Here is a 13,635-nt window from a genome sequence, read left to right as displayed (position 1 = left end):
TTAACACCACCTCTGTTTAATCTCTATAAATTTTTTGTAAGTCACCGTAATGGTCGATACGGCGGTCACGTAGATACGGCCAAATACGGCGAACAGATTCACTACGGGCCTGATCAATTTCTACCGTTAAGGTTTGTTCTTCTTGCTCATCAGCATGAAGTAACATTTCACCTTGCGGGCCTGCTACAAAGGAGTTACCCCAAAATTGAATGCCTTCACTTTGACCTGATGGATCTGCTTCATGACCTACACGGTTCACTGAAATAACAGGCACTCCATTTGCAACAGCATGTGCACGCTGTGAGATGATCCATGCGTCGCGTTGACGAATTTGCTCATCTTTATCATCGCGAGGGTCCCAACCAATCGCTGTCGGGTAAATTAATAACTCAGCGCCAGCCATTGCCATTAAACGTGCAGCTTCAGGGAACCATTGATCCCAACATACTAATACACCTAATTTTCCAACCGACGTTTCAATTGGTTCAAAGCCCAAGTCTCCAGGCGTAAAGTAGAACTTTTCGTAAAAACCAGGATCATCAGGAATGTGCATTTTTCTGTATTTCCCAGCGATGCTGCCATCAGTATCTAATACAACAGCAGTATTGTGATATAAACCCGTAGCACGCTTTTCAAATAGAGAAGTTACAATAACAACTTTAAGCTCTTTCGCGAGCTCACCGTACAGTTCAGTCGAAGGTCCAGGGATTGTTTCAGCTAAATCGAACAGTTCTGTATCTTCTGTTTGGCAAAAATAGAGACTTCTGTGAAGCTCTTGAAGCACAATAAGTTTTGCACCTTGCGCTGCGGCATTTCTAATTTCAGCGACTGTTTTATTGGTGTTTTCTGTAACGTCACTTGAGTTCCTGTGTTGAACAATGCCCACTTTTAATTTGTTAGACATGTTAAATCCTCTTTAAAAAGCCTTTCGGCAATTGCATGGTAATACAGTGTAAGCTACCAAATTGATGAATGATTGGAACACAATCAACCCCAATCACGGTATGCTCTGGGTAAGCTAGCTGAATTTGTTTAAGAGCAAGTGCATCTTTTTCATCATTATAAACAGGCACGAGTACTGTTTTATTCATGATTAAATAGTTTGCGTAAGTTGCTGGTAGACGGCAGCCTTCATCATCAAAGATGGCTTTTGGCCAAGGTAGCTCAATTAGTTTATAAGCCTCACCTGCAGGTGTTCGAAATGAGCGCAACTGTTCAGCCATTTTAGTCAAAGCAGCATAATGTTCATCATTTTCATCATCGCAGCCAACATAAACCAAGGTATTTCCCGGTGCAAATCTGACTAGGGTATCGATGTGACTGTCGGTGTCGTCACCAGCTAAATAACCATGATCGACCCATAAGAAATCTTTAGCGCCTAATTTATCTTTTAAGATTTCTTCAACGTCATCTTTTGACAGTTCTGGGTTGCGGTTATCATTTAACAAGCACTCGGTGGTTGTTAATAACGTACCCGCTTCATTAATTTCAATGCCGCCACCTTCAAGCACCATGTCGACGACATCATAATCAGTCTCAGGTGCTGCAAGTTCATTGACCAATACACTATTTATTTTATTATCTAGTTCAGCGGCAAATTTATTGCCCCAGCCTGTGAAGGTGAAGTCTTTTATTGATAACTTGCCGTCGGCATTTTGAGTTGTGATAGGGCCGTGATCTCGAGCCCAGGTATCATTGCACGGGGTAACTACAAAATGAACTTTTGTAAGGTCAACTTCATGGTTTTTTAGTAAGTTCGAAATATGAGCTTTAAGTGATTCATTGTGGGCAACAATTACCACATCTTCCACTTGTGAAATTTGCTGGCATAAAGCGACGTAAACAGGTTCAACTTTGTCTAAAATATCAGACCAATCAGTGTCTAAATGAGGCCAAGTTAGCATAACAGCATCTTGCTCGGCCCATTCTGGTAAAAGTGTAAATTGCATTAGCGATTGACATAAAAGAAATATAATTCTCTATTTTATCATTTACACTCGAACTGTCAGTATTTTTGTCTGTTAGTTATTTATTTTGCTTCTTTTTTAGTTGTCTTGTTTGTGCATGTAGACTTGCTCTGACCATTAACTCTTGATCATCGTCTCTTATTTGTGCAAAAGCCAAAGTATGCTGATATTGATTTTCACCCAAATATTCAACGTCAATGACTTGTGTATAACAATAAATCGCACTGGCTTCATGATTTAAAAAAATCTTGGTTCTTAAGTTTTGACCCACAGAAAAGGGGGAAGCACTCGTCACTTTAAGACCGCCACCGCCATAACTATCACAATATTGATTGCTGTCGTCGGGTTGTTCTGTTGCGAGAATATGACTCATTATTAGGTCTATTTTTCTAGACTGTGCTTTTAAATATTCAGCAAGCTCAGAAGCAACGTCTCCTAAATTTCTCAGAGGTCTTAATGCATTGACGTCTAATTCATTGACTTCATTTGCCAATCTAAAAAGTGGCGGGATGGAAAGTTCTAGCGCTTGTTTAGTTTGTGGTACTTCACTTTCTTGTACAGCAAACAGATTGACTTGATTTGCTTCTTCTACTTGAAAATAGGCACTAAATTCTTCTTTTAAGTTGCTGCTCATTGGGTTACGGCTTAATTAAATTTAAAGTATCTTAACCTTGTTTATTATTAATCTCTAGTTTTGTTGTATTCGGTCGTGTCTATATGATATGAAATAGAACACATCATACAAATTGAGTATTAAATAGATCAGTGCTATAAATATTGTAATTAAACAAGGAAAACAATGAAGATCCCAACTAAATTAAAAGAAGGGTGTAAAATTGCAGTTTGCACCTTTTCATCACCAGTACCTCTGAGCTTTGAAAAGCGTTTTAATGAATGCATTAAGACTTTAAAGTCAAAAGGTCTTAACCTTGATATCGATGAAAATGTTTTATCTGATACGGCCATTTCAAAACAATGCATTGCAAATTCTTTAAATAAATATCTATCTGACGATAAGTATGATGCGGTTATTCCGCCATGGGGCGGAGATTTTGCTTTAGAGGTTTTGCCTTTACTCAATTGGGACGTAATTGCAAAATCGAAACCTAAATGGATTTTTGGCTTCTCTGACATCAGCACTTTGACTACAGCTATCACAAGTCGAGTAGGCTGGTATACCATTCATAGTGCTAACTTGATGCAAATTGCAGGAAATGAAAACTGCAATTATGTTAAATTGCTGTTTGATTTACTTTTTAATGCAGCAGAGGGTTATTCGTTTGAACAGAAGTCATCTTCTTTTCATGAATTTGATTACCCTGATTATAAAAGTAAGCCGTTGTCTTCTTATTCTTTAGATACATTGAGTGAATTAATCATCATTAACAATCATGAACAAACGCCTCTAAAAGGTTCATTAATTGGCGGATGTATTGACACTCTCCAGCTTACGATGGGCTCAGAGTTTTTGTCTTTTGAAAATATGGGGGGTTCAAAAAACATCATAGCTTATTTAGAAAATGCGGAGTTAAGTCCAACACAATATAAACGTGCACTTTTGAGTCTTAAAATTAAAGGGTTCTTTTCTAATTGTCGTTGTATTTTAGTCGGAAGAAATAAATTCGAGTATTCGAATAACTCACTTGGAAATGAAGAAATTATTTTGAAAGAAGTGTTTGCTGATCTAAAAATTCCGGTTTTCGGAAACCTTGATATTGGCCATGTTTCTCCTAATTTCACACTCGTGAATGGTGCGGCAGCGCAGGTGAATTTTGTAAAAAATAAAATAATCTTAAATCAAGAGTTGATATAAAATTATTATTATTCAACGGTTTGGGTTTTACCTTTTATAGGGATGTATATTCAAATTCCTTTTAACTAGTTAAAAGTATTAGTTTTTTATTCATCCCCTAATATCTTTATCCCTTTCTCTTATAATCCCTTAAATTTAAATTGATATCGTTTTGGATTTCCATTAATTTAGCACTTAAGGGTTAGTTTTTTCTTGCCATTGTATAAAAATAAAGCGCATCACTGATTGTGAATGCCACTATGAGTTATCTCAACTATGGATTTTAATACCTCGTTATCTCATTCTGCCCAGTGTCTTAAGCAAGCAATACCGCTCCTGGTCAAATATAAAATACCCGTAACACCAATAAATTATGCTATTTGGTATTGTTATGTTCTAGGTAGCAATTTAGCTTTGAATATTGAGCTTGATAATATTCTCGCAGAACATGGCACTTGCCCAGCTTCATCAGCTAGATATTTATTTGACAAATACTTGTCTGACAAAGACTTAGCGCTTTTTCATCAGATCTCCGATAATTTTCAAGGTACACTTGAGTCTGTACAAACTGACATAGACTCAACACTTGCGAGTTCCCAAAGCTTTAATTCTGTTTTGTTGCAGTGTAAATCTGATCTCAGCGCGCTCGATAAGAATGATATATCTAGTTTTGATAATGTATTGAGCTATGTTGATAAACTGACTGAAGAGTCAGTTGTTATGCAGCAAACAGCTTTTTCTTTTCAAAAAAAATTGCAAGCTGCATATAGCGAAATTACAGAGTTAAAACAAGCCCTTGTAAGTACACAAGAAGCAGCAGTGACAGATCAACTTACAGGTTTACTTAACCGAGGTAAGTTCGACGATGATATTGTAGTACATATCAATCAGTTTATTAGCAGCAACCCGATTTCTAAAACACTTATCTTTTTAGATATTGACCACTTTAAACAATTTAATGACGATTTTGGTCATCAGAAAGGGGATGATGTACTCAAAGTTGTTGCCAATAAGCTTTCAAGACATTGTTTAAATAAAGCTAATGCTTACCGATATGGTGGTGAAGAGTTCTGTATTTTGGCTGATTTCAAGAGTGTTAGCGAGGCATTAAATTTCTGTCAGGCTATTCGTCAAGATATAGAAAAGCTCTCAGTTAAAGGCAAGAAAACCGGTAAAGCTATACGTAATATAACTGCGAGTTTCGGTATTGCTTTTTATAAACAAAAGCAAAGTTTAGAGGACTTTATTGCTTCTGCTGACAAGGCTTTGTATCTAGCAAAAGCCCATGGTCGTAATAGAGTAGAAATCGCGCCAGCAATCTAATCAGGTTTTATCGAATCTATTAGACGCTATAATGTGGTTTTATTTTACATAGGGATGATTACAATGAACTTGTTTTCACACTTATCCCTCATGTTTACCCATGATGTGTTTTAGGCCGCGTTTAGCGGCCTTTTTTTATCCTTCTTGGAAATATCACTCATAAAGCAGTACTCTTTTTATTTTAATCTGCCTTGGTTAATCTAGCCGATTTAATTTATGCCATTTATGAAAAAGCCGCATCAGAAGTGAATGCGGCTTATCATGTTTGTTCATAACGATGCTTTGCTTTATAGCACCATGGCAGCAATCCAACCAAATATGAGCAATGGAATATTAAAGTGGATAAATGTTGGGATCACTGAGTCTTTTATATGGTCATGTTGACCGTCAGCATTGAGCCCTGATGTAGGGCCTAAAGTTGAATCTGAAGCAGGGGAGCCCGCGTCGCCTAAAGCCCCGGCGGTGCCAACCAATGCAGCAGTTGCCATTGGCGAAAAACCAATAGTGAGGCAAAGTGGTACAAATAAAGTTGCGATAATTGGCACTGTAGAAAATGAACTACCTATGCCCATAGTGATTAATAAACCAACTAGTAAAATCATTGCAGCTGCTAAAGGTTTATTACCTGCGACTATATCTGCTGTGGTGTTAACCAAACTAGCTACATCACCTGTTGCTTTCATCACTGACGCGAAGCCTTGAGCTGAAATCATGATAAAGCCAATCATGGCCATCATAGCAACACCTTGGCTAAAGACATCAGAGCTTTGCTCCCATTTAACAATGCCGAATATGCTAAAAATCATAACGCCAACAAGGCCACCTAAAATCATTGAGCCACTGACATTTTGTGCCAGTAATGAACAAACAACGGCAATACCGCCAATGATCATTACCTTTTTAGGATTCTCGACATTTATCTTGGTCGATGATTTTTCTGATGCTTTCTCTGAGTAGTGTCTGTCCTTTCTATAACTAAAAAACACTGCGATGATCAGGCCAACAAGCATACCTAGCGCTGGAATAACCATTGCTTCAGGCACATCTGTATTTACTATTTCTAAGCCATTTTCAGATAAGTTTTTATGCAAAATAGAATAAAGATAAATACCGCCAAAGCCATATGGCAGAACCATATAAGAAGTCGCAAGTCCAAATGTTAGAATACAAGCAATAGCACGTCTATCAAGCTGTAGCTTATTAAAGACCACCAACAATGGCGGGATCAAAATAGGTATAAATGCGATATGAACGGGGACCAAATTTTGTGACGCAATCGCACATGCCAAAATGATGGTCATGATCAGCATACTTAATGTTTGCATATGTTTAGAGTGCGCCTTGTCGACTTTTGACAGCAATTTATCTGCTAGAATGAGTGTTAAACCAGATTTTGATATCGCTACTGCAAATGCACCTAGCATGGCGTAACTTAAAGCGATTTCTGCGCCACCAGATAAACCACTGTTAAATGCTTGTAATGTATCACCTAAGCCAAGACCTGCAATCAAACCTGCAGAAAGCGCACTGATTGTCATTGCCACAATCACGTTCACTCTGGCCAAAGACAGGCCTAACATGAGTAAAACCCCAATTAATACTGAATTCATACTAATCTCTTTTATTGTTTTTAAACTGTTTTGTTAATGCTAAATAGTGTTTCTTTAACTCTGCTAATCCACTTTTATTTCCGTACCGGACTTTTTCGAATTCATATAAAAAATTACTCAGTTCTGCTTCTAACTTTGGATATTTTGATTGAATAGCCGAAATGATTTGCCCTGGCGTTTTAGTATTATCAAATTCACCAAAAGCCCTAACTTGTAACTTGCGTAATAGTTTAACAGGTAAGGGGGTTGGTTGATGTGAACTGCGTTGTAATAACCAATACACTATTCCAAATAATAGAGAAAGCCCTATGATTACTGCAATACCTGACAGCATTTTAGCTTTTTCACCAAATATATCTTTGAGAAAACTACTTTGCTTTTGATCATCAAAATTTAAAACCCAACGTGTCCATTGATAATCAAATGCTTCTAGTTGCAAGCGTAGCCAGTTAACCATTGCGACATCAGACAACCCCATCAGTGTCATACCGATATTACTTTTTAACTCTTCAGACAATTGACTATGCTGTGACAAAGAACCGTTTAGACGTTCAGGTGATACCCATGCTGTTGGATCTAACTCAAGCCAACCTTGATTAGGCACGTAGTATTCAAGCCAAGCATGCGCATCGTATTGATAAACGCTGAAGTAGTTATTTTCTGGATTCAGTTCACCACCTAAGTAGCCCGACACTAACCTTGCTGGGATCCCAACACTTCGCATCATCATGGCCACTGTAGAAGCATAATGCCCACAAAAACCTGCTTTGTTATTAAATAAAAACTCATCAATTTTGTTATTAGACTGACTGATAGGTGGATTAAGGGTATAAGTAAAACCTTGCTCTAATATATAGTTTCTTAATAAAGCAATAAATTCTGCAGTATCAGTACTTTGCTTATCAAACTGTTCAGCTAGTTCTCTTGCTTGTGGGTTTAAATTACTTGGTAATTGAATATTTTGTCTGTATTGCCAACGGGTAATACTGGAGTCTTGCGTGTCAACGACATTATAAACTTTGTATTCAAATGCTGAACTGACGGGGCGCTTTCTATAGGGCAGACCAAATACATTAGTAGCAACTAAATCTTGCTCTGTTGTCATTTTGTCGAGCGCATATAACCACTTTAAATGACTGGGCTCAGCAATAATAGTGTAGCTATGTATATTATCACTTGCTTGATAATTGGCTGAAACACTTTGCAATGACGACATATTCCAACGCGTACCATCAAATTCATCATGCACAAGTGCACGCCAATAAAAAGGGCCTTCTATATTTCGCTCTTTTGGGAAAATAGCTCGAAAGACTAACTCATTTGACTCGGATAATTTTGAAATTTCAAATGGATCAACGTTCTCTGATAAGCCCGTTTTCGCGGAGTTCGGTCCTGGAAGTTGCCAAAATGCAGGTAATTTAGGAATAAAAAGCACTAGCATTACGCTTACTGGAATTGTTAAGGCCAGTTTGCTGAATGCGTTTTTAACGGCTTCCTTTGGTGAAAACTCATATTGATGGATCAGTATTAAGGCTAAATTAAAGCCAATTAATATAAATACCAGCAATGCTGAAAAGAAATTTTGTGAAAAAATAAATAAACAGGGGATTGTGAAAAAGTTAAGCACAAAAACCTGCATGGTCTGTCTTTCGCTTTGCGCTTGATAGATTTTGAGCAATGATGCAAGTAACATCATAGACACAAAAAATGCGACTGAGTTTTTTACACCAACAAACCCCATTAACAGTGCAATTCCCGCCAACGCGCTGCCATTGACAATACTGCCTGTTATGGTCTTTTTGTAGATTACTCTGTTCAACTCATAAGCTACAAATAAGCCCGTAATATAAGACACAATAACGAAACCAAGATCATTGGCCATTATCCAAGCAAGTAATAGATAAATCACAGAGCAAGCAATTTGATTAAGCTTCACTTAACGCCTCCAAACATTGCTTTTTATGACTGTTTCCTTGGCTTAACGTTATGAGTCGATTTGGTAATTTAAGGGCGTAACTTTGTTGCTCTATTTCGGCCTGCACGATTAAAAAACTTAGCTGTGACAGTTTATCTTCTTTAGTACCTGAAACTTTATCAAAATCAAAACCATAGCTTGCTGATTTATTTGGGGATTGATAGTCTTTGACTAATAGCTCTTTATTCTTGGCAAAATGCCTCCAAGATATCCTATGTATACTCATACCTTCGCGATAACTTTTTAATTCATTAAAGTCTTCAGCTAAAGCCTGATCGTCGAGTGCTTTTTCGCCTTTTTCGGAGATAATGAAGCTATTTTTCGGAAGCTCTGTTTCGATTTGTGCTGGGTAGGCATAGATGTGTTTTTCGCTTATCAAATAGCTCCAAATAGTGACTAACCCAAACGGATAGTGAGTCAGAATTTTAAAACGACCGAGTGTATGCTTACCACGTTTTACAGGCAAGAACACGTCGAGAAACTCGTTATTTTTTATTCTTTTTAAAATGTTTTTTTGTTTTGTTTCAACATGTTCAATCTGAATATCGTAACGTTGTTTTTGATTTTCAATTTTGAAGGTCACCGATGGTCGCTTATCTGCAAAATCATCTTTAATTGCTGCTACTTCAATCTGCATGTCATTGAAATTACTAAAAGCATATATCAAGCACATAAGTAGAAGAACAAACATTAAATAAGAGACAGCTAATATCAAATTATTTTGATAATTAATGCCTAATATAAAGTTTAAGACTGCGATTCCTAAGAATCCCAGCCCTGATTTAGATGGTGAAACATAAATGGTGTCATGCTTGAGTTTTATACTGTCTCCTTGATGCTTTTTTAATAACAAAGCATCAAACCAAGCAGGTTGGGGCAGTTTAATCATTACATCTGAACCGGCACTTGTGCGTATATATCGTCGATGATTCTAAATTGCTCTGTGGCATCTAAGTTGAGCCTGTGGCCAGCAACTGCTGGAAAAACAGCCTGTACATCATCATGAGTCACATAGTCTCTGCCATGGATCATGGCCCATGCTTTACTGGCTGTTCCTAATGCAATACTCGCACGTGGTGATAGGGGATCTTTAAATAACCCAGACTCTCTAGTGAAACTCACTAAATCTAGTATGTATTGAACAACTTGATCTTTGATTTCCATTTCTTCAATGGCTGATTGCAATTCTGATAGGGTGTTTAATTCCATCAATTGTGTAAGCGTTGTTTTTCTACCATGATCACCAAGTATAAGTTTTTTCTCAGCATCTTTAGACGGGTAACCTAAGCTTACACGCATAAAAAATCGGTCTAATTGAGATTCTGGCAGGGGGTGTGTACCTGATTGATGAAGTGGGTTTTGTGTTGCAATTACAAAGAAAGGTTCAGGTAAGTGATGAGTCTGGCCATCCATAGTTACTTGTCTTTCTTCCATGGCTTCAAGTAATGCACTTTGTGTTTTTGGGCTCGCTCGATTTATTTCATCAGCCAGTAAAACTTGTGTAAAAACAGGGCCTTCATGAAATACAAAGCTTTGTTTATCGGTATTAAATATAGTTGAGCCAGTTATATCAGCAGGCAGTAAATCACTGGTAAATTGAACTCTTTGATAGGTTAAACCTAACACTTCAGCTAAACCATGGGATAAAGTGGTTTTACCCATACCAGGTAAATCTTCAATCAGTAGGTGGCCTTTACAAAGTAAACTACAAATCGCCAATTTTACTTGTGGTTGTTTGTCATAGATAACGGTTGAAAGCGCTTCTAGGAGCGTATTTATTTTTGTATTCATGTAACCAGTTCTAATCTTTTTAATACGGTATCAACTTTCTTGGCATTAAATGGTTTTTCTATAAAATCTTTAGCACCACATTCCCAAGTATTTTGTACACACTCCAGACTATTGTGACCAGAACACATAATGACATGTGATTTAGGATAGTGATCATTTAAATATTCTAAAATGCCAGAACCATCAGTATTAGGTAGTTCAATATCGAGGAAAATTAAGTTAGGGGGATTTTTTTCAAGGAGATGTTTTGCAGACTCGAAGTCTTCAGAACCAGATACTTCTTCAAATCCGAGGTTTTCTAGTATATTGCTTAAATACTCACGGGCTTCAACTGAGTCGTCGATAATTAAAATAGGTTCTAGTGGTCTAACAAATTCCATATGTTTTTACTTCTTAAAAATTTTTTCTTCATACTAAGATAACAGCCAAGATTAAACAATACATAACAGCGCTTTAAAATGTCCGATACCGTCTAGTATTGGACATTAATGTGTGTTTTTAATGTTTAAAACGGAGAAGTCCATATTTGCATTAAGTACGACGTAATATCACATAATTTATATTATGTTAAATTATCTGAATATCTTGGTTAAACATACACTGCCTTTGATTTATTTAAGCTTTTATTACTCTTATCAATACTCTTCTCCATAGATTGAATTTTCAAACACCGAACTTTTAAAAATCTAATTGTTTTATATGTTTGTTATTTTTTACCAGATCTGAAATCGATTTCGAATTGTTTTTTATGTTTTGACTGCGCTTCGAGAGTTGAGCTTCTAAATTTGAAGCTAAGCTTTTATGTTTTTTGTTTATATAGTGATGCCCTGTAACATCTTCTAATTTTTTACTCTTAAACAAAACTTGCTCGAAGCTTGATAAGCTTGCTGCTATTTCTAAATCGTTAGATAAAATCGCGTCTAGTTGATTGTGTTTGAATAGTATATTTGGATCGCCCTTAGTGTTAACGCCATAACATGACAAATATTCTTTTCTGCAGATATGTTCGTAGATTTTATAACTCATGTTGTAGCCAACCGGAATTTTTCCTTGTAATGCCATTTCACAATCTTTCGGGCTTTTACAATACAGATTGATAGATGCATAAATTAATGGCGCATCTATCTTTATTAGATTTTCATATTCATCAGCAACTGAATTGACTCGCAAAAATTCTGCATCTAACTTACCTTTATTCGTTAACCTGAGCGATCGGCTTGTTGGCAAGTTTTTCCAAATAACGGTCTTATCTAATTCGTTGTAAGCTTGTGTGACAATCTCTTTTATATCTGCAATGTATTTGTTTTCTTTGACAGCAATACCAATTGAAATTTCATTGCTTGTACTGTTTGCTAAATTTGAATTTAATAATATCACTATTGCAAATATCAATTTGTTAAACATATTCCTTCACCATAAGCACTTTGCGTTAGCTTTACTGCTTTGAGTATAGATTGTTTTTTCTAACCGATATTTTCTACCATGTTTTATTGGCATTTTATTAGCGGGATCTCAGTCCATCGCGTTGTATATCTTCTCGATAACCAATCTCGTTTCATTTGCCACTGATTACTTTGTAATTCTGTCCCAATACGTAAGCTACTACTACCGTAGCGTTTATTTATTGTATCTAAACATTGCATAAGCTCAGGTTTATCGCCAGAAACATTAAACATATCAATTTGTTGGTGCATATCGTCTTCGAGTTCAATGGCGCCAATACCCGCTTTGTAGTATCGCACACCAGGTTGGAACAATTGGCTGAATACCAACTCGACTTGTTTGGCAAATACCATACTATCATTCGATGGCACAGCAAGTTTCTGAATAAACGACCTTTTATAGTAATTATCTTCATGTGGTGAACTATGAGCGAAGATAATTAATCGCTTCGTTAAAGATCCTTGTTTGCGTAGTTTCTTGGCTACGATTGAACAATGCGTTACCAATGACGCTTTAAGTGCGAATGGGTTTTCAACGCGCTCACCAAAACTGCGGGTGCTGAATACTTCTTTTTTGCGCTGTTTTACATCATCCCATGATAAACATGACACCCCGTTAAGCTCTGATATCGTTCGCTCAAGCACAACACTAAATTGTTTTCGCATTATTTTTGGGTTTTGTTTAGCCAAATCTAACGCACTTTCGATGCCGAATAACTTAAGTTGCTTGGTTAATCGGCGCCCTACGCCCCAAATATCCGATACTGCCATATTGGCTAAAATTTGCTTTCGAGATTTTTCACTGTCAATAACGGCAACGCCTGTTGCGCCTACAAACTTCTTAGCCGCATGATTAGCGGCTTTCGCAAGTGTCGGTGTTGGCCCAAAACCTACCCCCACTGGTAATTTGGTTTTTCGCCAGACTGTGCGACGAATAAGATGACCATATTCATACCAAGAGCTCACCACATCACTATAGCCATCAAACTTTAGAAATGACTCGTCAATGGAATATACATAATGTTGATCACTAAAACGGTTGATAATGGCCATCATTTTGTCACTTAAATCGGCGTATAACTCATAATTTGAAGAGCGAATAACCACATTATGCTTATCTAAAATAGGCTTTAATTTAAAGTAAGGCTCAAACTTTGGAACGCCAAGTTTTTTTACTTCAGGAGATGCAGCAACAATGCAGCCGTCGTTGTTTGAGAGCACCACAACGGGTCGCTTACGTATTGATAAGTCGAACACTTTTTCGGCTGAAGCATAAAACGAGGTGGCATCAATTAACGCATACATTGTTTTAATCTCATGTTTTGCCGATGCATTCTTAATGAACCAGTCACAATACCTTCGAGCTGAAAAACATCACAATCACTGATAAACACAGGTTTAAACAAAGGTGATGCAGACAATAGGCGTCGATTATGGATATCAAGGATTTTACATACAAACTCATTGTTAAAGTTGGCAACAATGACATCTTGGTGTTTTGGCTCGGCCGCCCTATCTACAATTAATAAATCACCATCAAAAATACCAACGCCCTGCATCGAGTCACCAGATGCGAGGCCCAAAAAAGTGGCGTTAGGGTCACCAACTATAAGTTGGTCAAGGGATAAACCGAGCTCTTTATATTCGGCTGCGGGAGACTCAAAACCGGTGATCCCCGCTGCTGCTTTAACAGGTATTACTTTCATACTGCACCAAAATACATATACTGTATATA

General features: G+C 37.1%; 13 protein-coding genes. 2 read left to right on the top strand and 11 right to left on the bottom strand.

All coding sequences use genetic code 11. The annotated features are described in order from the left end of the window. Positions 1–16: 16 nt before the first annotated feature. The 3 genes from AAEU28_RS00955 to AAEU28_RS00945 all read right to left on the bottom strand — a co-directional run bounded on the left by AAEU28_RS00955 (position 17) and on the right by AAEU28_RS00945 (position 2,601). Positions 17–904 (bottom strand): carbon-nitrogen hydrolase, encoded by an 888-nt coding sequence (locus tag AAEU28_RS00955; RefSeq protein ID WP_421962567.1) that lies wholly within the window; start codon positions 902–904, stop codon positions 17–19. Position 905: 1 nt separating this feature from the next. Further along, on the bottom strand, positions 906–1,949 hold the full coding sequence (locus AAEU28_RS00950) for an agmatine deiminase family protein (RefSeq protein WP_421962566.1): 1,044 nt from the start codon (positions 1,947–1,949) through the stop codon (positions 906–908). A 76-nt stretch (positions 1,950–2,025) separates the two neighbouring features. After that, positions 2,026–2,601 (bottom strand): PilZ domain-containing protein, encoded by a 576-nt coding sequence (locus tag AAEU28_RS00945; protein ID WP_421962565.1) that lies wholly within the window; start codon positions 2,599–2,601, stop codon positions 2,026–2,028. 165 nt (positions 2,602–2,766) lie between these two features. On the opposite strand from AAEU28_RS00945, the gene AAEU28_RS00940 reads away from it, so the two are divergent. Next, positions 2,767–3,780 (top strand): S66 family peptidase, encoded by a 1,014-nt coding sequence (locus AAEU28_RS00940; protein ID WP_421962564.1) that lies wholly within the window; start codon positions 2,767–2,769, stop codon positions 3,778–3,780. 393 nt (positions 3,781–4,173) lie between these two features. Then, positions 4,174–5,082, top strand: coding sequence for a GGDEF domain-containing protein (locus AAEU28_RS00935; RefSeq protein ID WP_421962563.1), 909 nt, complete (start codon positions 4,174–4,176; stop codon positions 5,080–5,082). 287 nt (positions 5,083–5,369) lie between these two features. Here AAEU28_RS00935 and AAEU28_RS00930 read toward each other — a convergent pair whose 3' ends face one another. From AAEU28_RS00930 to AAEU28_RS00895, 8 genes are all read right to left on the bottom strand, one after another. After that, positions 5,370–6,692: a Na+/H+ antiporter family protein gene (locus tag AAEU28_RS00930; protein ID WP_421962562.1), complete on the bottom strand. Its 1,323-nt coding sequence runs from the start codon at positions 6,690–6,692 to the stop codon at positions 5,370–5,372. A gap of 1 nt (position 6,693) precedes the next feature. Then, positions 6,694–8,628 (bottom strand): transglutaminaseTgpA domain-containing protein, encoded by a 1,935-nt coding sequence (locus tag AAEU28_RS00925; RefSeq protein ID WP_421962561.1) that lies wholly within the window; start codon positions 8,626–8,628, stop codon positions 6,694–6,696. After that, entirely contained in the window at positions 8,618–9,556 is a 939-nt protein-coding gene (locus AAEU28_RS00920; protein WP_421962560.1) for a DUF58 domain-containing protein, read from the bottom strand. Before AAEU28_RS00920 ends, AAEU28_RS00925 begins: the two co-directional genes overlap by 11 nt. Beyond that, on the bottom strand, positions 9,556–10,458 hold the full coding sequence (locus AAEU28_RS00915; RefSeq protein WP_421962559.1) for an AAA family ATPase: 903 nt from the start codon (positions 10,456–10,458) through the stop codon (positions 9,556–9,558). The genes AAEU28_RS00920 and AAEU28_RS00915 overlap by 1 nt, the downstream gene beginning before the upstream one ends. Next, positions 10,455–10,838: a response regulator gene (locus AAEU28_RS00910; protein ID WP_421962558.1), complete on the bottom strand. Its 384-nt coding sequence runs from the start codon at positions 10,836–10,838 to the stop codon at positions 10,455–10,457. Before AAEU28_RS00910 ends, AAEU28_RS00915 begins: the two co-directional genes overlap by 4 nt. 298 nt (positions 10,839–11,136) lie before the next feature. Further along, positions 11,137–11,862, bottom strand: coding sequence for a hypothetical protein (locus AAEU28_RS00905; RefSeq protein ID WP_421962557.1), 726 nt, complete (start codon positions 11,860–11,862; stop codon positions 11,137–11,139). Positions 11,863–11,945: 83 nt separating this feature from the next. Further along, positions 11,946–13,205, bottom strand: coding sequence for a Y-family DNA polymerase (locus tag AAEU28_RS00900; protein ID WP_421962556.1), 1,260 nt, complete (start codon positions 13,203–13,205; stop codon positions 11,946–11,948). Beyond that, complete coding sequence (locus AAEU28_RS00895) at positions 13,193–13,606, bottom strand: LexA family protein (RefSeq protein WP_390444718.1); 414 nt, start codon at positions 13,604–13,606, stop codon at positions 13,193–13,195. Before AAEU28_RS00895 ends, AAEU28_RS00900 begins: the two co-directional genes overlap by 13 nt. Positions 13,607–13,635: the final 29 nt, after the last annotated feature.

This window comes from Pseudoalteromonas sp. SS15 (genome assembly GCF_049257195.1).
GTDB lineage: Bacteria > Pseudomonadota > Gammaproteobacteria > Enterobacterales > Alteromonadaceae > Pseudoalteromonas.
Note: the sequence above shows the minus strand (reverse complement) of the source record. Positions and strands in the feature narration are given on the sequence as shown.